This window comes from Bacillus sp. CGMCC 1.16541, from assembly GCF_003184905.1.
Taxonomy (GTDB): Bacteria; Bacillota; Bacilli; order Bacillales; family Bacillaceae_H; genus Priestia.
The window spans coordinates 129247-152737 of the sequence record NZ_QFRU01000010.1 but is presented as its reverse complement, the minus strand read 5'-3'; the positions used below and the strand labels follow the sequence as shown (position 1 = coordinate 152737).

Below are 23491 nucleotides of genomic sequence, written 5' to 3'. Positions count from 1 at the left end.
CAAGGATAAAACGGTTTAAGCATAGGAAGTTGGAAATGTTAATCATTTATATATAGAATACGACTTGAGAGTATTTTCAGCTGCTTTTTAATTTTATGGCCTACGTTTAACACGAAAAAACCGAGACGAGAATTCGTTCATAGAATTCACCTCTCGGCCTGTTCTTTCTTCTTACTCTTCGCCTAACACACGATTTAAACGCTTGCGAAGCATGTCCATTCCACTTCCACCTGCTTGGAAGTGACGTAGCTTTCCTTCTTTGTCAAATACGTAGTAAGCTGGTACATATTTATTTTCAAATGCGTCTGTTAATTTGTGTTCGCTGTCAACGAAGATTGGTTGTGTAATGTCATGCCCCATTGCCATTGCTTCAATTACGCCCATATTTAAGTCGTCTTCTGAACGAGGCATGTGAACCGCTACAACGTTTAACTGATCATCGTACTCGTCACGTAACTCATTGATTTCTGGCATCGCTTCTTTACATAAGTAGCAGCTTACAGACCAAAAAAGTAAGTTTTATTTGTTACCTATTTCACAAGCGTATGCTTGCTTTTTAAAAGTTTAGTAGAACAACAGCGTGTTCTAACTTGATTCCCCCTGTCTTATCCATTACGATAATGACTATTAAGTGGGAATCAATCTCAATTACAATTCTTATATACACGCCTCATTTTTATAGTCAATACTTTTTTATAATTATTTTAATCTAAAATTCACTATAAAGAATGAACGAGTCTGAGACAACAGAGAAAACAACTCTGTTTAGTCCTGTTCGCAACATGTTTTGCCTCCACATCTACTATCATTCATCTAAAACATGTTGCCGATTACGCTTCTTTTTAGATGAATGAATCGATGCTTCTCTCCTCTTTCTCTCTCAATCTTCATTTTTAACCAATTGAATTCTCTCAACAACTAAAATGTTTGGAATAATATGTTAAGATAGAAAAATACATCGTTACTAAAAGGAAACAGACGACAAGGGAGAGATCGAAATGGAATATTATCAATTTTTACGACAATACGTCGGACAGGCCCCACTGATTTTACCTAGTTCGGTTGTGATAATTTTGAACGAACAAAATGAAGTGCTACTGCAAAAAAGACACGAAGGATCTTGGGGATTACCTGGTGGTTTGATGGAGTTGGGAGAAAGCTTTGAAGAAGTCGCAAAAAGAGAAGTACTTGAAGAAACAGGACTAACCGTTGAAAACATAACGTTCCTACAGGTATTTTCCGGCTCTGACTACTTTTTAACCATGCCAAACGGAGATCAACTGTATTCGGTCACCGCTGTTTATTATACAAAAGAAGTAAGCGGAGACTTAAAGATTGACTACAACGAATCCATAGAGATGAAGTACGTCTCAATGGATGACTTACCAAGTGAGTTAACCGCTACAAATCGTACCTTTATCGAAACATACCTTAATCATGAAAAGATGAATGTAAAATAACAAAGACAAACTGATCGTTTAGGGGGAAAGACGGATGAAATTTGTTCTTTTATTTGGTCCTCAAGCAGTCGGTAAAATGACTGTGGGACAGGAATTACAAAAGTTGACAGACTTAAAACTTTTTCATAACCATATGACCATTGATTTAGTCGCACCTATCTTCGAATTTAACTCAGAAATGTGGAGACTCGTGAACTTATTTCGCACAGAAATCTTTGAGTCCGTTGCAAAAAGTGATTTAGAAGGGTTAATTTTTACGTATGTGTGGGCATTTGATACACAATCGGATTGGGATTATATCAGCAACGTGTGTGAAATTTTTGAATCTAAAGGCGGCACAGTTTACTTTGTAGAGCTTGAAGCTGACGTAAAAGAAAGAATAGAGCGAAACAAAAGTCCAAACAGACTTGCACATAAACCAACCAAGCGAAATGTAGAATGGTCGGAACAAGATTTAAAACAAACGATGGAAAAACATCGACTAAACTCCTACGAAGGAGAAATAAACAGAGAGAATTACCTAAAAATAAACAATACCCATTTCAGTGCAGTCGAAGTCGCTACGATCATTAAAGAAACATTTCGTTTATAAATAGAAAGAGGTTGGACATAATGAAATAATTCCTTCTCAAAGACGAACAATGGCTTTTCTATAATTGTTCGATTGTAATCACAAGTTCGTTCCATTGCGCTTCAGCCACTCGCTTTCCGCGGGGGAGGAAGCTGAGCCTCCTCGTTCAGCCTTTCCTCTATTTCCCGCAGGAGTCGAGTGTCTTACGCTCCATTCCACTATTCTTTTAAAAACACTTATGTCCCGTTCTCTTTTTGGCAAAAAGACCCTTCTGGGCACTTCTATGTCACCTAATGGATGTCACGCTTCTTAAATCGGCCACCACGTACTTCTGCGATGTCACCGACCGCTAAAAAGGCTCCTGGATCGAGCTCTTCAACAAGAGATTTTAGCTTTGATTCTTCTAATCGTGTAATCACACAGAACACGACTTTCTTGTCCTCTCCTGTGTACGCTCCTTCTCCGTGTAGATACGTCACGCCACGACCGAGACGAGCATTAATAGCCTCTCCGATTTCGCGGTATTGATCACTAATGATCCACGCTGATTTTGATTGTTCCATCCCTTGTACGACCGTATCAATCGACTTCGCTGCAATCACATACGCCAAAATCGAATACATTGCACGGTCCCAACTGAATACAAAGCCGGCTGCACCTAAAATGAATAGGTTAAAGAACATGACAATCTCACCAACAGAGAATGGCACTTTCTTATTAATAAGAATCGCTAAAATCTCCGTTCCATCTAGTGAGCCTCCGTAACGAATAACGAGCCCAATTCCGATTCCAAGAATCATTCCACCAAACACCGTCGCTAGTAACACGTCATCTGTAAACGCCGGAAGATGATGAAACATCGTCGTTAAAATCGATAAAAGTAAAATACCAAAAATCGTGGAAATCGCAAACGTCTTTCCAATCTGCTTGTACCCTAAAAATACAAACGGTAAGTTTAAAACAAAGAGGAATACCCCTAGCTTCACACCTGTAATATGTGAAAGCATAATCGAAATACCCGTAATCCCTCCGTCGACAACGTTGTTCGGTACTAAAAAGATTTCAAGTCCCGTTGCCATTAATAGTGCACCGATGCTGATAGCAATCACGCGCTTTAAAATTCCTACTAGCGTCAGTTTTCGGTGCTGTAATTTTGATTTTGTTAATTCTGCCATACAATCGCTTCTTTCTTTTTTATCTCTTGTTCATTATACCTTGAATCGTTTTCTTTTTCGACCAAAGCCTCCATACACATCAGCAAACACCAAAAATAGTTAATCAGTTGCTTGTCATAACCTACAACTGATTAACTATCTTCTTCAAAGTTAGACGTCGCAACCTACGTTCGTCTCATTTATTCTTTTTCAGACTGCTTATGTGACGGAGCATCATGATTCGTTCCTTCCTGAACAGACTCTCCTTCTTCAGTCAATGGTTCATCTAACGTAATCGCTTCTTCTTTTTTCGTTTGCAGCAATTCTTTTAACTCCTGCTTACTCGCACGTGACGTCAATACGTATAGAAAATCTCGCGGTTGAATGACCGTATTACCCGTCGGTGTAATAAGTTTATCATCACGAATAATTGCGTTAATTAACGCATGCTGTGGAAACGGAATATCAATCAATTTTTGACCAACAATCGCGGCATCTTCTTCCATTTCATACTCAATCATCTCAGCATTCGCTTTACCTAGTGACACAAGCTCTAACGAATGCATCGGTGTTGTTTTTTCTGGTCCAACTAATCCAAGTTTGTCAGCTAAATTTGTAATCGTTGACCCTTGAATGAGACAGCTCATTAATACAACGAAGAACACGACATTAAAAATGAGCTGACTATTTTCAACATGCGCTAACATCGGAAACGTTGCAAGAACGATTGGAACGGCTCCTTTTAATCCAGCCCATGATAAGAATAACAATTCTTTATTTGTATATCCCATCTTAATGGTTGATAAATACACCGCTACAGGTCGAGCGATTAACATTAAAATAAGCGCAATCGAGATACCTTTGAACATAATATCCCACGTAAAAAGTTCAGATGGAAACACAAGTAATCCTAAAATGACAAACATTAGAATTTGCATCATCCACGCAAACCCTTCTGAAAAACGAATGATTGAATGACGATACGCCACTTCTGTATTTCCAATGATAATCGCTGACACGTAAACGGCAAGTAACCCACTTCCGTTCATAAAAGCCGTGATGCCATAAATTAAGAGCGCAAACGCCGTAGCAAACACAGGATACAGTCCACTCGAATCAAGATTTAATCGATTAATAGCAGATACCGCTAATCGACCAAATAAATAACCAAGAACAATCCCTAGTCCCATCTGTACAAAGAACGAACCAATTAACTTCCACATGTTCGCATCAGGAAGGGTGATTAATTCGATCATCGCAATCGTTAAAAACACCGCCATCGGATCATTCGAACCTGATTCTGCTTCTAATGTCGCACCAATACGCGGCTTGACGTTTTGCCCTTTTAACACAGCAAAGACAGCAGCGGCATCGGTTGAACCAACAATGGCTCCGAATAAAACCGCTTCTAACCACCCAATACCTAAAATGTATTTGGCAGCAACCGCTACAATACCGGATGTTAATAAAACACCGACAGTCGCGAGAGAAAGAGCTGGAGGGATAACTGGTCGTAACGTACTCCATTTTGTTTGAAGACCCCCTTCAAACAAAATGATGACAAGTGCGAATACCCCGATTGTCTGTGCAATACTTGCATTATCAAAATGAATAATTCCTAACACATCACTGCCCATCACCATTCCCACGACAATGAACAGAACAAGTGCTGGCACACCTAACCTGGCAGAAAATTTTGTTGTGATGACCCCTGAAATGAGTAGAATGGCAGAAAGTAAGATAAAGGCATCTGTCGTAATAATTTCATTCAGCATTCGCTTCAACTCCTTTTCTATAAGTTCACATCAAGCTTGATGGACAGATCGGTTTGTCGATCGACTCCAATATAATGACGAGTTTCAGACGGGGTGGCGTGATGAAGTCGTTTTTGAATCAATGAAATCGCAATTCCTTTTGCGTACGCGTGATAGCCAAACGTTTTACGAAGGGTGTGAGTACCAATGGACCCCTCAATGCCTGCTTGCTTGGCGGCTTCATTAATAATTCGGTATGCTTGTTGACGTGTAATGGCTTCAGATGTTTTTTTTGATTTAAATAAATAGTCTGTCGCTTGAAGATGTCCTTCTTCAATGCATTGTTGAATCGCTTGACGAACATCACGATTTAAATACACGGGAGGATTTGTATAAACAGAGGATTGTAAATAATGAAGAAGGTCACCAGACTCACTCACCACATCTTTTACGTGCACATGCAGCAAGTCTTGACCACGTATACCTGTGTTCATTCCGAGCAAGAATAAACAATAATCACGAGCTGAACGCGATTGCAAAAAGGCTTTCATTGACTTTAACTTTTCTTCATCCTTAATCGCTTCAACAGTTTTCATAATGTCCTCCTTAATGTAACATAATTCTATTATAACACAGAGTTATGTTACATTAAAATGATATGCTTTCATTATTCAGAACATAACAAATAGGACAAAAAAAGCGCCCTAAATAGGCGCATCAATCAGATTCGTCAAATAAATGTCCTCTTTAAAGCGTTTACTTATTTCTATTAAAGATGTAGATAAAACAAATCCCTTGCCCTCTTATCCGTTATAACGAATGTTACAGGCAAGGGATTGTTACTTAACGTGTAATCTACATACCCCATTCAAGTAATATGACTCAACTCATCATCAGTCACACGCTTATCCGACTTGTTTCACTCTCGCATGCTTTAACAAAAAACTTAGCACCCGCTCATTGAATTCTTTTGGTTGGTCGATGTTACAAACATGACCACACTTCTCAATAATTTGCAGCGTAGCTTTTTCATCCCATTGAACATCTTTTTTCACAAGCGGTAAAAAAAGATGATCTTCTTGTCCGGAAATATAAAGCTTCGGCACCCCAAACTCATCGCGGTGGTAGTATTGTTTCGTTTTATAAAGAAGATAAAACCAGCGTAAAAATTGGTCTCTTCCCATTTTAGCTGCTTCTTTTATAAAAAGCTTGCGCGCAGCAGCGTGATTTTTTCGTGGCATGATGACAGACGCTGCAATTTTATAAAGCAACATGTACGGCAACACGGCTTTTACTTTATACGCCGCACCTAACACCGCTTTTGCCCATGCTTGCACGCGTGTCACAGCTCCTCCACACACAATGGAAATCATACGCTCTGGTGCTGCTTTTACAAGCTCATGAATAATAATGGTTCCAAGTGAAATACCGGCGAAGTGTGCTTTTGTAATCTTCAGCTCATCTAACAACTTCAACACCTTTTCGGCACAAATCGCAAACGAAAACTCTTCTTCTTTTTTAATTTGTCCGTTCGGTGAATGGCCAGGCAAGTCAATCGCAAGGACGGTAAAGTGCTTTCTAAATTCCTTTAACTGCTTGTACCAAATTTTTGAGTTGGCCCCAAGACCATGCAGCAGCACTAACCATGGTCTAGATTGATCATGATTATAAATCCGATAATCCATGTCTCTACCCTTTCATGTAAAAAAGTTACCGCTATCATACCACACTTTTTACATGTTTCGCTCATTTAAATATTACTGTTTCGTGTCATTTGGATACACAAGTCCAATCTGCTTACGAACTTCATCCATAATCTCCATTGTAATCAGTGAACGCTCAAACGAGTTCACACTTGATTCTGTTTTTCCTGATTTTACAAGTTCAATAAACTCATTCGCTTCATAAAACATCGTGTGCTGCGATTGAGGCACGGTCACGTCTTCTTTTTCACCATTTCGGTAGCGCACTTCCACTTGTTCAGCCGTATGAATTTTATCAATGATGATGCTTCCATCTTCTCCTTGAATCTCAGTTGGTAAAGAGGAATCTGTGATTTTTGAATACATAATCACCGCATCTTTGTCGTCATATTTTAATAAGATGCTCCCTTCTCCGTCCACACCTGACTCTAACATGTAGCTTACCGCTTTTATGTCGGTCGGCTTGCCAAATAGCGTTACAAGTGGGTAAATGCAGTAAATCCCAATGTCCATTAACGAACCATTTGAAAAAGTTGGATCAAACGCATTCAATACCGTTCCTTGCTTGTATTTATCGTAACGAGACGAATATTGACAATAGCTCGCAAAATAGCGGCGTACTTGTCCAATTTTATGTAAATTCTCTTCAACAGCTTTAAAGTTTGGCAGCAACGTCGACTTCATCGCTTCCATGACTAACACATTGTTTTTCTTCGCTGTGTCGATCATTGCTTTTACTTCACGTGTATTAGATGCCATTGGCTTTTCACATAACACGTGTTTGCCATGATTCATCATTAAAATCGCTTGTTCCGCATGAAAAGAGTTTGGACTTGCAATATAGACAGCATCAAAAGTATCGCTTGTGGCCATCTCTTCTAAATCCGTAAATGTGACACTCGCCCCCACTTTCGCCGCAAACTCTGCTGCTTTTTCACTTGTACGCGAGTATACCGCTGTTACTTCAAAATCCTGATGTTGGCGAGCGTCTTCAATAAAACGCTCCGTAATCCAGTTCGTCCCGATAATCGCAAAACGTACCATGTTCATATCTCTCCTTGTATGTTCATTTGTTTTTTTATCTTACTCTTTTTTACCTCATTTTGCGAATGAAGTCATTCACACTAAAAAAGGAAACATCTAATAAGAAACACCTTGCAATCTATGACAGACAAATGTAACACGACAAACCATTAGTTTAATTGAAAGTGGTAAATACAATCCGTCTCTACAGCTGTGCATCAATTTAGGAGAAACATTAGATGATCTATGATTGTACGTGTACGAACCAAAACACTTGAAGCGAGACTCTCATCATCTATGACTTCAATACTATCTAAATACTTTCCGACTAAAATCCCCCTCCTTCGCCAAACGCAAAAAATAAATTCCTCTCTTCAGTAACAGCCACAATCCGTTTACACACTGGGCTTTTCGCTCTCTCACCCTCTCTTTTCACTTCTACTTTTCCGATGTCGCTTTTGGTTAAAAAATGATAGGTTTTTTGTAAGCTCTATCTTTTTTCCGAAAAAGGGGTTTATTTATTTTGGAAACATGTTATACTAAAGAAGTTATTTTTGTTCGGTACGTGAATAGTCAAAATGCCTTCTTAAAAGTGGTGTTTATATTCAAAAGATACCATTGAGCAGAGATAGTGAATAAAATGGATGTATTCATCCACAATTTAGGAGGTACTACACATGGTACAAGGTAAAGTAAAATGGTTTAACTCTGAAAAAGGTTTCGGTTTCATCGAAGTTGAAGGACAAGACGATGTATTCGTACATTTCAGCGCTATCCAAGGCGAAGGTTTCAAAACTTTAGAAGAAGGTCAAACAGTAACTTTCGAAGTTGAGCAAGGTGCTCGTGGACCTCAAGCTGCTAACGTTCAAAAGTAAGCAGACCTTTCATATAAAAAGAGACTCCGATAATCGGAGTCTCTTTTTGGTTTAAACAGATGTCTCACAGAGTCACCCACTTAAACCAAATTCATTAGTTTTTTATAATGGCCTCTGATTTTCAAGCCAGAATACTGTTAGTGTTGTACCTGCTAATCGTTAATGTGTTTCTTTAACACTGACTTAGCGATGGTTATTGAACACAAATCGTATTTCTATAATCTCAGTTCACATGCCTTCAATTCACTAACTCTTGTCACTCCCAAGCCTGACAATCCCTTGATCATGTCGTCCTTGTAAGTAAAGGTTGGCTACTGGCAATGTGACGACTTGAATGTTCGCTTCTTTTATAAATTCAATAACTCGGCTTGCTTTCTCGTTTTCCATTACTGCTAGTCAACAAAGGTGATTGATCTTTACAAGGTGTCTGCTCCCTTTTTTACTTTCGGTCGTTTTTCCTGCTTGAACTCTTTTAATTCTTTTCTAGTCATCATAGCGTTTACACATATACACTTTTGTCTAAAAGATTTCTGCATAATTAAAATTATGGATTATTTTCACAAAAGATAATCATATATACTTATTGTGCAGATTATAAACATCAATTCTTTTTACCTATTTTTATTTCGTCATTTTTTTCACTTTTATAAAAAGAAAGATTGGATACGTAAAATTTTTGTAAAAAAATGAATAATTTTATCATCATTCTTTGTAGAAACAAGCAAATATAACTCTAGTTATGCAGCATCTACTAGGCCCTTACGATTATTTACATTTCTATCAAAAACCTGGTAATTTATAGTAGTCGACGAGGGATCCCATTAAACCATTTATGATTTGTGGAGGATTGTATATGAAAAAATCGATTGTGTCATTATCTGTTGCTGCATCATTATTAGTAGGAAGTGCTTCTTTTGCGTCTGCTGCTGAGAAACAAACACCTTACTTAAACGAAATTTTAGAGCTTCAACCAGATCTCACAAGTGAAGAATTATTAAGTAGTCTTGAAACATATTCTCAGAACACAGGAATTTCTACAGAAAAACTGTTAAAAGACGTTTACAAAGAACTACAAAAAGATAAAAAGCAAGCAAAAGAAGAAGCAGAAACAGTAGGAGTACTAGGTGATACAGGCGGTACGAAAATCATCGGAAGTTCTTCTAAATCACATATTTACTATACACCTTCGCAAACAGCTTATTTAGATCACGGTCATGTAGGATTATATTATACAGCAAGTACAATCGTTGAATCGGTTCCTTCAACAGGCGTACGCACAATCTCTGCTTCTGTACGAAAAGTCGATTCGACAGGTGCTGTGATTAAATCCGTTAAAAACGCAACAGCTGCTCAAAAAGACGCAGCAGCTAACTGGGCATATTCACAAGTTGGAGACTCATACTCTTACAACTTCGCAACAAATCGAACAACTTCTCACTACGAAGCAAAGAACTGCTCGAAACTTGTTTGGTCTGCCTTCTTATTAAAAGCAGGCTTGGACCTAGACAAAGACAAAGGACTTGGTGTTTATCCTCGCGATGTGCGTGATGCACCAGACACAACATTAGTACGAAATATTTAATAAATTCATAGAGGCGAAGTCACAAAGCTGTGGCTTCGTCTTTAGAGCTATTATGGAGGACGTATGAAAAAAACAATCATCATTATTAGCATGCTGATCGGTATCTTGGCCATTGGACTAACAGTCAAAACGATTTTAATTCCAAAGGTGGTCGTGAGCTCTGCTTTAATTCAGGAAGAAGACTTAAGCAAAAAAAATTTCCTGAACGATAAAAAAGCCGTCCTATACCTCTCAACAACGGCTGATCAAGATTTGGATGGAAGTGGCTTAAGCTATGCTGTTTTTATTGATAAAAATGGCGAGTCAAGCGCCTTACAAATGAGTGGACTAGAGCTTGGCATGATGACCGTCACTGACGATTCATTATTTTTAGAAGAAAAAAACAAAGTACGAATGATCGGCAAGGAGTACAAAGAGTTTCCGATGAAGAAAGATCAATACACAGGGTCTATGACAGGGTATATGAAAGAAAAAGACCTATTATTTAGTATTCACAATACAGGCATTAACCAAAAAAACGGCGGTTATGATTCTAATATTTATTTTGGAAACGAAACATCCTTTCAAACAAGTAATATCCCACACTACATCGTCACGTCAGGCCTATCTGATGATCGCATTCACATTTTGACGTCAGATGTAGAAGCAAGTACGTATGAGTTAAAAGAAGTGACATTTACAGACGCGAAAGACGATATTAAAATTGAGGATGTCGCCACGCTTAACCTTGACGAGAAAACACTTGATCCGTTATCTCCTCTGTTAGTAGATAACGAATATATTTACTTTGTTGGTACTACATATGTAAATGATCAAAAAGAAGAGACGTCTTTCATGCGGATTCATAAACAAACACATAAACAAGAAGCCTTCCCATTAGAAGACTATAAAAATCTCGAAAACCCAGCGGCTTCAATTCCTTACAACGTACGAAATTCAGCATACCTCTATAACGACCATGTTTATTATATTGATGGGTTGGGTGATGTGTACGCATTTAATACGAAAACATCGACATTGGAAAAAGCATTCTCACTAGGAAACAATCCATCTCAAGATGGCGTTCGTTATAACGATGAAACGTACTTTAAGGACAACTCCTTATTTGTGCTACGCTATGACCCGAACAAAGATGAAAAGTATTACCTCGAACAATATTCCTTAGACACAGGAAGCGTCACTGATACGATGGAAATTAAAGGATTACACCACATCTTATCAAACGTAAGAAACAAAAGCATTTATTCTTATGATTTAAAACTACTGCAATAAAAAAGGATTGATCACTTTCTTTCATGTGATCAATCCTTTTTTTATTGCATAGATCCGACACGCAACAACTCTTGTAACTGCTCACTCAACTTCCGTAGTGAAGGGGTGGCTTTCTTTAATAAAATACGACGCTGACGATTATATACACCGATGAGTACTTGCTCTACACGTAATTTCTCTTCGTACAGAAGGTCAATTTTATCTTCATGTCCGTCAATCCTAATCGGTTTTAACATCGCAAATTGATAGATAGCACTTGTATAATCAATTGTATCCATGATTGAACAAACAAACTGTTCATCATACGATTCATCTTCTGCTAGTTCATCTAGTAACTCTGTTAACTCTACTAAAAGAGCTGGTGGAACTTGTGCTTCATCACTCACAATCGTTCCAAGATACGTAAAACATTCTTCTTCCAATTGTTCATAAATCTGTTCCAAACGGTAAAGCACTTCTCTGTTCTTCATTTTATTCATCCCCTTAACCCAGAAACTCTCTTTGTTTACTGTTCATCCGTTAACTGAATTAAATCTTCAATAAACATACTCGGTTCGTTTTTAGTTAATTCTCCATTTGCCTTCAATGATTTTATAGTTGAATACGTAGGCTCTTTCGGTTGATAAAATTGATCAATGTCTTCAATAAAACTTAAAGATGGTTCTCGTGTAGGTGTTTCTTTGACCGGTTGAATGATCGTAGGAAGCGGTGGGCCTGAAAATGATTTTAACGTTGTTCCATATGAAACACCGGAAATATGACGTGGGTACTTTTGCTTTGTCATTCCAAAACAAAACGTTGAGGCACCCCTCAACAACGCTTTTACCTCTTCATGACGGCCATGCATCACACAATGCTCTCCCCACGCCACTACAATTAAATCCGCATCCGCAACCGCATATGATAAGTAACGGTCATTGTCATATCCAATTGCATCTTCTTTTGATAATTCACGAAGTACACCATGATGATACGCTTGATACCCAAACACATTCACAATCTCCATCTGTCCAAATCCCCACTTTTGGGCAAAGAAAAGACACTTTTTGGTAACAGAATCATCTTTATGTTCATCTGCCGTACTCGGATGTGAAAGAATAAATGTCACTTTCCGTTCGTTTACGTCACTCCATTTCCTTGATAACGAATAACGATATGTTCCCGTTTCATCAAAAATAGCCTCTCGTTTCATCATCAGAAACCCACCTTTTATTTATCTTTTCGGTTCATTCTCTCTACATAACTACTTCTATATTTATGGCAAAACAGGACAGTCATGACGATTTTTTATGCCATTTTACAAAATGGTAGATTTTACATCTATACATGTAATTCACAGGTAGCTTCCAACGCCTCTCAAGCCTAAACAGTCGCCTACACTTTTCTTACTGTCTAGTTCCGGCTCCTAGGCTTTCGGTCGTTTCACTTCTGTTATTGAAACTAAAGAGCAGTTTCCCTCACAGAAGCTCCAACGCCTCTCAAGCCTAAACAGTCGCCTACACTTTTCTTGCTTTTAAATAGAAATGCTGTGGAAATTGGATTATAATAAGAGAAAGAATAATGAGTGAAAGGGTTTTGTTTGTGGCGAATACGCATACGTTTACGAAGGGTGAAGAGATTGCCAATGCGATTACCCATGGCATTGGGGTTGTCTTAAGTATTGTTGGTTTAACGCTCCTTATCGTGTTTGCATCTTTAGATGGAACACCTTGGCATGTTGTAAGTTTTACGATTTATGGGATTACAATGCTCCTTTTATATGTATCATCGACGCTTGTTCATAGTTTTCCAAAAGGAAAAGTGAAGGATTTGTTTGAGATTTTTGATCATTCGTCCATTTACTTATTTATTGCGGGTACCTATACACCGTTTTTGTTTGTGGTTGTAAAGGGAACCATTGGATGGACACTATTTGCCATTGTATGGGGAATTGCGATTGCGGGAATTATTTTCAAAGCCTTCTTCGTGAAGAAATTTCTCTTCTTATCGACCGTTCTTTACGTATTTATGGGCTGGATGATTGTGTTTGCTTGGGGTCCACTGACTGAAAATTTAGCAAAAACAGGTATCGTCTTACTCGTTGTAGGTGGCGTTTTGTATACAATTGGTGCTATTTTCTACGTGTGGCGAGGTTTCCGCTTTCATCATATGATTTGGCATTTATTCGTTTTAGGTGGCACCGTTGTTCACTTCTTAGCGATTTTACTTTACGTATTACCTGCTTAAAAAAACCGAGCGCACACCGCTCGGTTTTTTATTTTGGTGCCACAAGCTGCTCTCCTTCGTAAAATTCATACACGTAAGGATTTGCTGGTCGCTCAATCTTTGTGATCTTTTTGATCTGAATGTACGGTAAAGTCAGGCCATTGTAATCTACTTGCGCCAACACACCGCTCACTTTAATCCATTCATCGTCCTCTAATTTCTGTGCGTCTTTTACTGTCGCTAATGTTCCGTACACAGACGCATCTGCTACACAGCATGATAGGCCAAAACGTGCTACCACAAACTGATCGTCCTCAAATTCTGGCTCTCGATACACGAATCCATTGACTTCAATTTCTTTCCCAACAAACGCAGCCACATTGCTTTCAATCACATTCATAACCGGAATGTATTCCTCATCATTTACCACTACTTTCTGTTGGCCTTTTAAAGAAGCTGCTAACTTCTCATAATAGCCTTCTGGAGGGGCTTGCGGCACAAATCCTTCTTCATGCGTTAACGGTACTTCTCCCTCTTCAGTTGGCTCTTCTACTTCTCGACTTAATACATCGTTCATGTATTGTTCAAGATCATCGTTACCTGTACTTGCTTCATTCATCAATTCTTCACGTTGCTCAGGTGTTGGACGCTCTGTCACATTAGCTCCGAATTTAATGCCTCGTTTCGCTGCCACAGAGCTATCGAGCACATGATCAGAAAAGAAAAAGCCTGTTAACACTGGTAACACAAACATTGCGTAAATCAACACACTTTGAACTCTTCCTCCCTCATGGTGATGACCACATTCACACGACGCTTCCTTGCCTTTTATACTACTTCGCCAAATTTGAATAACTCCTAATAAAAAAAACGTTATCGCAGCAAAGTAAATGAACGGCTGCATTTTAGGTGCAATAAAATGCACAATGTCTCCTGTGATCATTAGCTTAAACATCAAAAGTGCAAAACCGATTAAAATAATGCCACGAATGTAATGGACAAATTGTAAATCCTTCATATTCCTCCCCCCTAAATCACAGCTTGATAAACCAAAATTGCACCGTAAACAAACACCGTCACAATAACAATAAATCCAATGACAAACCGCTTCTTAAAAAACGCCATCATCATAATTGTATTTTTCAAATCAATCATTGGCCCGTACACTAAAAATGCAAGCAACGAGCTCGCGTTAAACGTATGAGCAAACGATGAAGCCACAAATGCATCCGCTTCTGAGCAAAGTGATAATACGTACGCAAATGCCATCATCACAGCTGGTGCCACTATCTCACTGCTTGCAATTTGCACAAGAAGCTGACGATCTAAAAACGTTTGAAACAAACTAGCAACAAACGCACCAATGATTAAGTACTTTCCCATATCAAAAAATTCATCGCTTGCATGATACAATGTTTGCTTAAGCTTATTGCCTGTTACCTCATGGTGGTGCTCGTGTACCGATTTTAATTGATTCTTGTTTTTAAACACGACATACACAACAAGTCCAATAACCATACAGAGGAGAAAAGCTAGTCCCATTCGTCCATAGACAATTGATAAGTTTGTTTGAAAAGCGTAATAAGTTGACATCAAAACAATCGGATTTAAAATCGGGGCACCCACTAAAATGACGACACCGACATGAAGAGGCATCCCTTTTTTAATGAGTCTTCTTACAACAGGAATAATGGCACATTCACACACCGGAATAATCACACTGACAATCGCAGCCGGTAACAGCGCTGCATATGCATTTTTAGGAATAAATCGTTGAAGCAATTCCTCTGACACAAACGTTTGAATGATGGCTGAAGCAAATACCCCTAGTAAAATAAATGGGAGCGCCTCTAGCACAATGCTTAAAAAAATTGCATTCACGTTTAAAAAAGAGGAAGGAACTTCTAACTCGATCTTACTCATATCTAAAAAGAAAAAGCAGTATCCAAACAACAACAACAGCAACAACCCTACTACTTCTTTGCTTATTTTTGATAGCGTCACTCTCTTAACCTCCTTCGTTACTAGATACATATGCTAGAGTTACTTCTTCTATGAATGTAATTATGAAGTCAAATAAGAATAACTACGATTTATAAACGAGAAATAGCCTACTTCTTCTCTATGAAGAAAGGAAGGAAGACCGCCAGCTAGAAAATTTGAGCATACTTATTTAATCTCTATCTTTCATCGATTAACGCATGTATAACAAGTGAAACGGTCTATCATTAAAATAAAAGAGAACTATCAATAAAAATCTTAATGTTATGAAAAATAAAAGAAAACGCTTTCTTTATAGTATGATAGAATTACGTGTTTTAAAAATATTTTAATAAATAAGAAGAAACACGATATTTTTTCACAACAGAAGGAGGTACATCTAGATGTTCGCAACAGAAAACGGCGCACTCATTCAAGACCCAATGGCGCTTATGGCGTATTTATCTGCGCTAATAGGAGCGGTATTTATGCTAGCACAATGGAAAAATGCTGCTGTACAAAAGTTTTTCCATTACGCACCGCCACTTATTTGGGCATACTTTTTACCGATGATTTCAACGACACTTGGCATTACGCCATCTTCATCGGCATTGTATGATTTCGTTTCGACTTACATATTACCGTTTGGTCTTTTACTTCTTTTACTATCTACAAACATTCCCGCAACGTTACGCTTAGGACCAAAAGCACTTCTTTTATTTTTAGCAGGTACATTCGGAGTCATCATCGGAGGGCCGATTTCCCTTGCGATTTTCCAGCCGTTTTTACCTGAAGATGCATGGAAAGGTGTAGCCGCGCTAGCAGGAAGCTGGATTGGTGGTTCTGCCAATATGGCAGCACTAGTCGATGCCGTTGGTACACCTGAAGAAATTTTATCACCAATTATTGTTGTCGATACGGTAGTTGGATATAGCTGGATGGGCATTATGATTGCTCTTGCCTCGTTTCAGCATAAATTCAACAAATGGAACAACGCAGACAACACAATCGTTGAAAAATTAAATGAGCAAATTGGTGAGCTTGAAAAACAACACGCAAAACCGCTTGCGATTCCTCAATTGTTAGGAATTCTAGGTCTTGGTTTTGGAGTATCCTATGTGATTCGTAAATTCGCTGAAACGTTACCAGCCACTTCCGTTCTAAACGCAGCAACATGGACAATCATGATTGTATCTGCTATCGGAATTGCGTTATCGTTTACGAAAGTACGCAAATTAGAAGATTACGGCGCAAGTAAAATCGGGTATGCAGGCATTTACTTACTGCTTACGACAATCGGAGCGAAAGCGAATTTAGTATATGTGGTAGATGCACCGCAATACATTTTAATGGGTGCCGTATGGTTAGCGATTCATATTTTAGTTATTTTCCTTGCTGCACGCTTAATGAAAGCACCAATGTTCTTTATTGCGGTTGGCTCACAAGGAAACATCGGGGGGACGAGCTCTGCACCGGTTGTGGCCTCTGTTTTCCAACCAGCACTAGCACCGGTTGGCCTTCTTATGGGAATCGTCGGAAATGTCGTCGGTACATACGGGGCTGTCCTCACTGCTTACTTAGCTGAAATGGTCTCAAAAATGGTTTAACCTTCAATAACAATGGTTATACAAGAGGAAAAATCACCACTACTAGCAGTCCAATTGACTTGGGCTGCTTCTTTTTATGGATTCAATAGAACTCCGAAAACAAACACACATTCGCATAATTGTGTTACTCTAATAAGAGGAAGTATTCTTTTTATCATTTCAGTCGAGAAGACCCCCACCTCAAGGAATGAGAAAGGCCAAGCCCAATGAGTAGGTGGGGGATGAATCGCCTTCGGACAAGGGATGGCTTACTTGCCATCTCGGTTGTCCGACTGTTCGAGTGCTAGTTGCAGTAAATGAAAAATAGCTTGTGTACGAGTACCAAAACCCTTTCGCTCTTTGTATGTGTCGACTCTATCTAAAAAAGTCTTGGGAAATCTTAAGACAACGGATTGTGTTTCCATATCTTCACCTCTAAATGAAATGTAATATATATAAATCCAAGTTAATTTTCTAACATGAAAAGCCGATTCTTTTCAGTACTTTTTGCGGAGTCTGATTCACATTATCCAGAAATTGCTGTACAGCTGAAAGAAGCGCAGAACGTTCTGAATAATAACAGTTCGCTACCACCGTTCCCTTTAACCATTTCCAGAAGCGTTCAATCAAATTAAGCTCTGGAGAATAAGGTGGTAAAAACCATAGTGTTAGATGATCTCTCCTCTTTTCTAGAAAAGGATGTAGATAACGGGCGTGATGATAGCGAGCGTTATCTAAGACAATAAACAAATGCTGATTAGGATAGTGCTCTAACAACTGGTTTAAAAAAGATTCAAACGATTGGGCATTACACCGTTCCGTTGAGGCCACTTGCACCTCCCCCCCTTTGAACATCTAAGGCACCAAATAGATGAAGCGTGGTTGGCATGCCTTCTACTTTCACACCTAATTGCTTTCCCTTGGGCTGCCATGTCGCATGGAGAAGCTGCTGATCACGAATATGAGTCTCATCTAAATACAACAGGGTACAGTGAGGGTCATTTATAATGTTTTTTTACCATATGGATGTCTTTTTGAAACGCCGCCTGTTTCTTTTTATCTGCCCTTTTTAGTTGATACGTCGGACGTGTATAACGAAGCCCCATTCTGTGAAGAAGCAAGCGAATAGCTTCCCTTGAAAGATAGGTATCAAAAGAAGAAACGAGATACGCTTGGATATTTCGAGTATGCCAATGAGACTCCATAGCGATTCCTATGGACTTGGGTGTTTCTTCTATGATGGTCTTCATTAACTGTTCTTGTTGTTCCTTCGAAAGACGGCAAGGTTTTCCGGGTGACGTCCCCCGACGCAGTAATCCATCCATGCCTTCTTCTTCAAAGGTGTGGATATAAATTGAAATGGCCTGACGAGCGCGAACTAAAATGCGGGCAATCTCTTGTCCCTCGTATCCTTCCATGACGAAGCGCACAGACATGATTCGCTGACGAGCCCGTACATCATCTGTCTGCTTTTCTAGTTCTTTAAGTTCTTCAATGGTCCATCCATGTGTAGTAGCTAGGCGTAAAGCACCCATGATCGTTCACCCTCCTAGTAAATGAATAGTACTAGGATAGACAAAACCATTGAAAGTTTAAACCTATGTTAGATTTTTAAACAGGATTTATATAGAATGTTTAACCCTAGTAACAATTACAAAACAGTTCATCAATCTACGAATAAGGGATTTGAGTATTTGTGGCCGTTTATGCCCAATATAACCTTCAATTCTTCATATTAAACAAGAAACACCCCCTAAAATAATATTATTCTAGGGGGTGTTTCTTGTTTAAAGATCTTTTTATTATCCAATCTATTGTGCCAAATAAAAGTGCGATACCTAGTGAATATATAGTTAGAAACCAAAGTAGAAAGAAAGGAAGAATACCAAAGAAAATATAAGCTATTATATAAAAAGCTAATTGTCCACTTTCCATCTTTCCCGTTATTTTATCAATTATTAGTGATATAGGAATCCCATATAGTATAACACCGACTCCAACGTATACAGGGACTGTCAAAAAACTATTTAAAACACTGTTCCAATAGTTATTTATTTCATAAAAAAATCCGTTTACAGGAGTTATTAGACATATAATAATACTTGAAATTAGGATAGTTAGTAAAGCGGTAATTAGTTTCCTTTTAAGTAACATAAACACCTTCCTTTTTTATGAATGTTGTGCAATTAATGGATTTATCTATACTATATCATGGTAATGGTATACAGAAAAAGGTCCAAAAGAATATAACGGATGGTTCTGGTGCAAAAAATACTCGATAGAAATATAGAGTGTCAATTTCCTTTAAATTGCTAGCTTATGAAGCTAATCCAAACAATTTATGAATGAATTCTTTTTGATTTTGGACAGACTTTTCCCTTCGGAGAGTCTGTCCTTTTTTAATCATGTGTATAGCCTCTATCCCCGCAATAATTCGTTTAGCAGTTCGCAAGGACTTTAACCCAAGCATCGGGCGAATTCTTTTTTTATGGTTTTTTATCTCATTAACTAAATAATTGTGGCAACTGATTAATAAGCGTATAACCACCCATTAATGCCATGATGACAACTACAAATCCACCAAAGATTGTGAGCCACATTGGATGCTTGTAATCGCCAATGATATTCTTTTTATACGCTGCAATTAAGATTGTTCCAAGCGTAAGCGGTAAAATCAGTCCGTTTAAAGCTCCTGCTAAAATCAGTAGCTTTACCGGCTTACCAATTGATATAAAGATCAATGTCGATACCACAATAAAACCAATGATTACCCAGTTTTCATATTTTACGATACCTTTATGGAACGAACGAATAAACGTAACGGACGTATACGCTGCTCCAATAACTGATGTAATGGCAGCAGAGGCCATGACAATTCCAAATAACTTATAACCAACGTTTCCTGCTGCTAATTGAAACACAGATGCAGGTGGGTTATCAGGATCTAGTGTTAACCCTTGACTCACGACTCCTAAAGCCGCTAAAAATAAGAAAATACGAATTAACGATGCAAGTCCGATTCCAGATACGGCACTTCGTGTCACAGATGGAAGTGCATCTTTCCCTTTGATTCCTGCATCTAATAAACGGTGACCACCTGCAAATGTGATGTACCCACCAACCGTTCCTCCAACAAGGGTGACAATCGCAATGACATCAATTTTATCAGGAGCAAAAGTTTTCACAACGGCTTCACCAACAGGAGGTGAAGAAGTAAAGGCGACATAAATCATCAGCATAATCATCAAGAATCCAAGCACTTGTGTAAAGCGATCCATTAGTTTTCCTGCTTCTTTTACTAGGAAGATGACAATCGCAATCGCTGCGGCAATGACAGCACCTACTTCACTTGATACACCAAATAAAGCGTTAAATCCAAGTCCTGCTCCCCCAATATTTCCAATATTAAACGTCAGTCCACCAATGACAATTAAGATAGAAATAACTACACCGAGTCCTGGCAACACTAAGTTTGCGATATCTTGTGCGCGCTTTTCCGACACCGCAATAACGCGCCACACATTCAACTGCACACCGATATCTAAAAGAATAGAAATTAAAATAACAAAACCAAAGCTCGCAGCTAATGTTTGAGTAAACACAGTTGTTTGTGTCAAAAATCCTGGTCCTACTGCAGAGGTTGCCATTAAAAAGGCAGCCCCGAGCAGGACGCTCCAATTACGTTCTTGCTTCATCTTCTTTCACCTCATTGAGCGTTAATTTCAATGCCTTCATCGCGTAACGTGTTGGTAATATGACGAGCAAACGCTAATGCATGTGCTCCATCGCCATGAATACAAATCGTATCCGCTTTAATTGAAATATCTTTGTCTTGCTGCGTAAATACTTTACCTTCTTTTACCATACGAACCACTTGCTTCACAGCTTCTTCGTCATTTGTAATCAAGGCATTGGGTAAACGTCGTGATGTTAATGTCCCGTCTTCTTGATACGTACGATCTGCAAACACTTCATTCGCAACTTGCAAGCCCACTTTCTCACCCGCTTTTACAAGTTCACTGCCTGCTAAACCGTATAAAATGACATCAGGATTGACGCGATAAACGGCTTTGGCAATCGCTTCAGATAACGACGCATCCACTGCCGCCATGTTATACAGCGCTCCGTGTGGCTTTACATGATGTAGCGTTCCTCCTTCTGCTTGAACAAATGCAGAAAGCGCACCGATTTGATACATCACAAGGTCATGCGCCTCTTCAGGTGAGACCGCCATGTTGCGTCGACCAAAGCCTGCTAAATCCGGAAACCCTGGATGAGCTCCAATCGCCACATTGTGCTCAAGCGCAAGTTTTACCGTTTTACGCATCACACTAGGATCTCCCGCATGAAACCCACACGCGATATTTGCAGACGTGACATATTGTAAAATCTCTTCATCATTACCGATTTGATAGGCACCAAAGCTTTCACCTAAATCACAATTTAAATCGACTTTGACCATGTTACTCTCCTCCTCTTTTAACACGTAATGCCCATTTAATGTTATTGATTTTCTTTTCTTGCTCTATGTACAGCTTCTCTGCTTCTACGAGAGAAATCTCTTTAAACGACACTTTTTTTCCTGGAGCCGTTTGCCCCATTTTACTGTAATCCGCCTGAATGACTTGTGCAATTCGTGGGTATCCACCAGTCGTTTGGTGGTCAGCTAGTAAGACAATCGGGTTCCCATCAGCCGGTACTTGAATCGTTCCAAATGTCACCGCACTTGAAAGCATTTCTTTCGGCTCTAACAACGCGAGCTCTGCCCCTTTTAATCGATAACCCATTCGATCGGACTGCGGAGTGATTTGAAATGACTCTTCGAAAAATTGATGCTGACTTTCACTCGTAAACAAGTCGTATTCTAACCCCTTCATCACTCGGATAACAGGCTCATCTTTATACGTTGGCAGTAAGCTAGGTGGCAACGTCCAAATCGCTTGCTGCAATCGACTTTGTTTTAACTCTTTTAAAAATGGCTTCGCTTGGTCCGTTATCTCTCCGCAAGGAATCACATCCCCAGGCTGAAGTGCCTTCCCATGTAACCCTCCTAGCTCTGCACGTAAATACGTTGATTTACTTTCCATTACTTCTTTGACTGCAAGTCCACCAGAAACCGCCATATACGTACGGCACCCTTCCACTGGAAGAGCGAATTCTAATAAACTACCTTTTGAAACGAGAATGGGACGCCACATCTTAATGGGTTGTCCATCAAGTTTAGGTGATAAGTTCCCTCCTGTTAGCGCAATGAGATGGTCGTCTTCAAATTGAATTTTTGGTCCCATTAAGGTGATTTCAAGACTTCCTTCACGTTCATCGTTCCCAACGAGTAAATTTCCAACTCGTAACGCAAAAGGATCCATTGGTCCACTTTCAATAATGCCTTCTTTTTGATAGCCACGTCTGCCTAGATCTTGAATGGTTGTTAGTAAACCAGGCCTTACAATTTTAAGACTCACGCTCTCTCTCCTCTCGTTCTTTGTATTCTTCTTTTGAAATGGATGTAAACGTAACGATGTCACCTGCTTGAAGCAAACTTGGTGATTCACGGTACGGATCGAACAACGAGACAGGTGTACGTCCAATGAGTTGCCAACCCCCTGGTGTTTCAAGCGGGTACACACCTGTTTGTGAACCTGCAATCCCAACTGACCCTTTTGGAATTGCTGAACGAGGGTTGGTTTTACGAGGAGCCGCAATCTTCTCACTCATACCACCGAGGTACGGAAAACCTGGAGCAAAGCCAATCATGTACACAATATACTCTCCACTTGTATGAATGCGGATGACTTCTTCTTCAGATAGTCCATTATGTTCCGCAACAAATGATAAATCCGGACTAAACTCCTCGTCATAACAAACAGGAATCTCAATTCGTCGTGCTTCTACTTCTTCGCTAGCATCTATTTTCGTCAGAATCTCCTCAGCAATGGCACACACTTCTTCATATGCACTTTTGGCTCCACCTTCACTAAGTACCCACGGGTTATAGTAAAGTGTCACTGTTGTAAAAGCAGGTACATATTCAATGAGCCCATCAAAAGGCTCGTGCTCGAGCTTTGTTACGAATGTTTTGACTTTTTTATGTATATCCTCACTAATTCTCTCTCCAAACGTAACAACAAGCGCCCCGTCACCTAATGGAGCCAACTGATAAGATTGATCTCTACGCTGCAAAAAATCTCCCCCTTGCGGTTTTTGACTATCAATCTGCTCACTACTTATTAGTGTGAATTCAATGAGTAATTACTACTCATTTCATATTTATACAAAACACATATATTTTCTACTAAAACAAATATTCAAAAAAAAAACAAGAGGTG

The 23491-nt window shown here is 39.1% G+C and carries 23 protein-coding genes and 3 pseudogenes; 8 read left to right on the top strand and 18 right to left on the bottom strand.

Annotation, left to right across the window (positions count from 1 at the left end; translation table 11 throughout):
- Positions 1–171: 171 nt before the first annotated feature.
- Positions 172–510, bottom strand: a pseudogene (locus DIS06_RS11990) (TlpA family protein disulfide reductase); the annotation flags it as partial.
- 488 nt (positions 511–998) lie between these two features.
- Between DIS06_RS11990 and DIS06_RS11985 the strand changes: the two are divergent.
- Together DIS06_RS11985 and DIS06_RS11980 are read left to right on the top strand one after the other, a co-directional pair.
- Positions 999–1460 carry an NUDIX hydrolase gene (locus DIS06_RS11985; protein WP_110113509.1) on the top strand — a complete coding sequence of 154 codons (462 nt, stop codon included), beginning with the start codon at positions 999–1001 and terminating at the stop codon, positions 1458–1460.
- 34 nt (positions 1461–1494) lie between these two features.
- The gene (locus tag DIS06_RS11980) at positions 1495–2052 is read left to right on the top strand and encodes a DEAD/DEAH box helicase family protein (protein ID WP_110113508.1); all 558 of its coding nucleotides are present in this window, start codon (positions 1495–1497) and stop codon (positions 2050–2052) included.
- 269 nt (positions 2053–2321) lie between these two features.
- On the opposite strand, the gene DIS06_RS11970 is transcribed toward DIS06_RS11980, so the two are convergent.
- From DIS06_RS11970 to DIS06_RS11950, 5 genes are all read right to left on the bottom strand, one after another.
- Positions 2322–3206: a YitT family protein gene (locus DIS06_RS11970; RefSeq protein ID WP_110113506.1), complete on the bottom strand. Its 885-nt coding sequence runs from the start codon at positions 3204–3206 to the stop codon at positions 2322–2324.
- Positions 3207–3385: 179 nt separating this feature from the next.
- Positions 3386–4960 (bottom strand): potassium/proton antiporter, encoded by a 1575-nt coding sequence (locus DIS06_RS11965; protein ID WP_110113505.1) that lies wholly within the window; start codon positions 4958–4960, stop codon positions 3386–3388.
- A gap of 17 nt (positions 4961–4977) precedes the next feature.
- Positions 4978–5535 (bottom strand): tyrosine-type recombinase/integrase, encoded by a 558-nt coding sequence (locus tag DIS06_RS11960; RefSeq protein WP_110113504.1) that lies wholly within the window; start codon positions 5533–5535, stop codon positions 4978–4980.
- A gap of 309 nt (positions 5536–5844) precedes the next feature.
- Positions 5845–6624, bottom strand: coding sequence for an alpha/beta fold hydrolase (locus DIS06_RS11955; protein ID WP_110113503.1), 780 nt, complete (start codon positions 6622–6624; stop codon positions 5845–5847).
- 72 nt (positions 6625–6696) lie between these two features.
- On the bottom strand, positions 6697–7686 hold the full coding sequence (locus DIS06_RS11950; protein WP_110113502.1) for a Gfo/Idh/MocA family protein: 990 nt from the start codon (positions 7684–7686) through the stop codon (positions 6697–6699).
- A gap of 130 nt (positions 7687–7816) precedes the next feature.
- Between DIS06_RS11950 and DIS06_RS11945 the strand changes: the two are divergent.
- A pseudogene (locus DIS06_RS11945) lies at positions 7817–7915 on the top strand (helix-turn-helix transcriptional regulator); the annotation flags it as partial.
- Positions 7916–8342: 427 nt separating this feature from the next.
- Positions 8343–8540, top strand: coding sequence for a cold-shock protein (locus DIS06_RS11940; protein ID WP_110113501.1), 198 nt, complete (start codon positions 8343–8345; stop codon positions 8538–8540).
- 246 nt (positions 8541–8786) lie between these two features.
- Here DIS06_RS11940 and DIS06_RS20165 read toward each other — a convergent pair whose 3' ends face one another.
- Positions 8787–8927, bottom strand: coding sequence for a hypothetical protein (locus DIS06_RS20165; RefSeq protein ID WP_162595965.1), 141 nt, complete (start codon positions 8925–8927; stop codon positions 8787–8789).
- Between the two features lie 466 nt (positions 8928–9393).
- On the opposite strand from DIS06_RS20165, the gene DIS06_RS11935 reads away from it, so the two are divergent.
- Together DIS06_RS11935 and DIS06_RS11930 are read left to right on the top strand one after the other, a co-directional pair.
- Positions 9394–10122, top strand: a complete 729-nt coding sequence (locus DIS06_RS11935; protein WP_110113500.1) for a YiiX/YebB-like N1pC/P60 family cysteine hydrolase — start codon at positions 9394–9396, stop codon at positions 10120–10122.
- Positions 10123–10185: 63 nt separating this feature from the next.
- Entirely contained in the window at positions 10186–11394 is a 1209-nt protein-coding gene (locus DIS06_RS11930) for a hypothetical protein (protein WP_110113499.1), read from the top strand.
- A gap of 41 nt (positions 11395–11435) precedes the next feature.
- Here the strand turns inward: DIS06_RS11930 and DIS06_RS11925 are convergent, their stop codons facing one another.
- Both DIS06_RS11925 and DIS06_RS11920 read right to left on the bottom strand, forming a co-directional pair.
- Positions 11436–11864, bottom strand: a complete 429-nt coding sequence (locus DIS06_RS11925) for a hypothetical protein (RefSeq protein WP_110113498.1) — start codon at positions 11862–11864, stop codon at positions 11436–11438.
- A 35-nt stretch (positions 11865–11899) separates the two neighbouring features.
- Complete coding sequence (locus DIS06_RS11920) at positions 11900–12589, bottom strand: DUF1643 domain-containing protein (protein WP_239422037.1); 690 nt, start codon at positions 12587–12589, stop codon at positions 11900–11902.
- A gap of 386 nt (positions 12590–12975) precedes the next feature.
- Between DIS06_RS11920 and trhA the strand changes: the two genes are divergently transcribed.
- Positions 12976–13620 carry a PAQR family membrane homeostasis protein TrhA gene (gene trhA, locus DIS06_RS11915; RefSeq protein WP_110113519.1) on the top strand — a complete coding sequence of 215 codons (645 nt, stop codon included), beginning with the start codon at positions 12976–12978 and terminating at the stop codon, positions 13618–13620.
- A 28-nt stretch (positions 13621–13648) separates the two neighbouring features.
- Here trhA and DIS06_RS11910 read toward each other — a convergent pair whose 3' ends face one another.
- Positions 13649–14617 carry a TIGR03943 family putative permease subunit gene (locus tag DIS06_RS11910; RefSeq protein ID WP_110113497.1) on the bottom strand — a complete coding sequence of 323 codons (969 nt, stop codon included), beginning with the start codon at positions 14615–14617 and terminating at the stop codon, positions 13649–13651.
- Between the two features lie 11 nt (positions 14618–14628).
- Positions 14629–15633, bottom strand: coding sequence for a permease (locus DIS06_RS11905; protein WP_110113496.1), 1005 nt, complete (start codon positions 15631–15633; stop codon positions 14629–14631).
- Between the two features lie 350 nt (positions 15634–15983).
- On the opposite strand from DIS06_RS11905, the gene DIS06_RS11900 reads away from it, so the two are divergent.
- A complete protein-coding gene (locus DIS06_RS11900; protein WP_110113495.1) occupies positions 15984–17186 on the top strand; it encodes a DUF819 family protein in 1203 nt (400 codons plus the stop codon).
- A gap of 453 nt (positions 17187–17639) precedes the next feature.
- On the opposite strand, the gene DIS06_RS11895 is transcribed toward DIS06_RS11900, so the two are convergent.
- From DIS06_RS11895 to pxpB, 7 genes and pseudogenes are all read right to left on the bottom strand, one after another.
- Positions 17640–18002, bottom strand: coding sequence for an IS630 family transposase (locus DIS06_RS11895; protein WP_204166792.1), 363 nt, complete (start codon positions 18000–18002; stop codon positions 17640–17642).
- Between the two features lie 161 nt (positions 18003–18163).
- Positions 18164–18700, bottom strand: coding sequence for a helix-turn-helix domain-containing protein (locus tag DIS06_RS11890; RefSeq protein ID WP_110113493.1), 537 nt, complete (start codon positions 18698–18700; stop codon positions 18164–18166).
- Positions 18701–19482: 782 nt separating this feature from the next.
- Positions 19483–19656, bottom strand: a pseudogene (locus DIS06_RS11880) (IS6 family transposase); the annotation flags it as partial.
- 13 nt (positions 19657–19669) lie between these two features.
- Entirely contained in the window at positions 19670–20860 is a 1191-nt protein-coding gene (locus DIS06_RS11875; RefSeq protein WP_110113491.1) for an NRAMP family divalent metal transporter, read from the bottom strand.
- Positions 20861–20871: 11 nt separating this feature from the next.
- Positions 20872–21627, bottom strand: coding sequence for a 5-oxoprolinase subunit PxpA (gene pxpA, locus DIS06_RS11870; RefSeq protein ID WP_110113490.1), 756 nt, complete (start codon positions 21625–21627; stop codon positions 20872–20874).
- A gap of 1 nt (position 21628) precedes the next feature.
- Positions 21629–22627, bottom strand: coding sequence for a 5-oxoprolinase subunit C family protein (locus DIS06_RS11865; protein ID WP_110113489.1), 999 nt, complete (start codon positions 22625–22627; stop codon positions 21629–21631).
- The gene (gene pxpB, locus DIS06_RS11860) at positions 22617–23345 is read right to left on the bottom strand and encodes a 5-oxoprolinase subunit PxpB (protein WP_239422035.1); all 729 of its coding nucleotides are present in this window, start codon (positions 23343–23345) and stop codon (positions 22617–22619) included. Before pxpB ends, DIS06_RS11865 begins: the two co-directional genes overlap by 11 nt.
- Between the last annotated feature and the right edge of the window lie 146 nt (positions 23346–23491).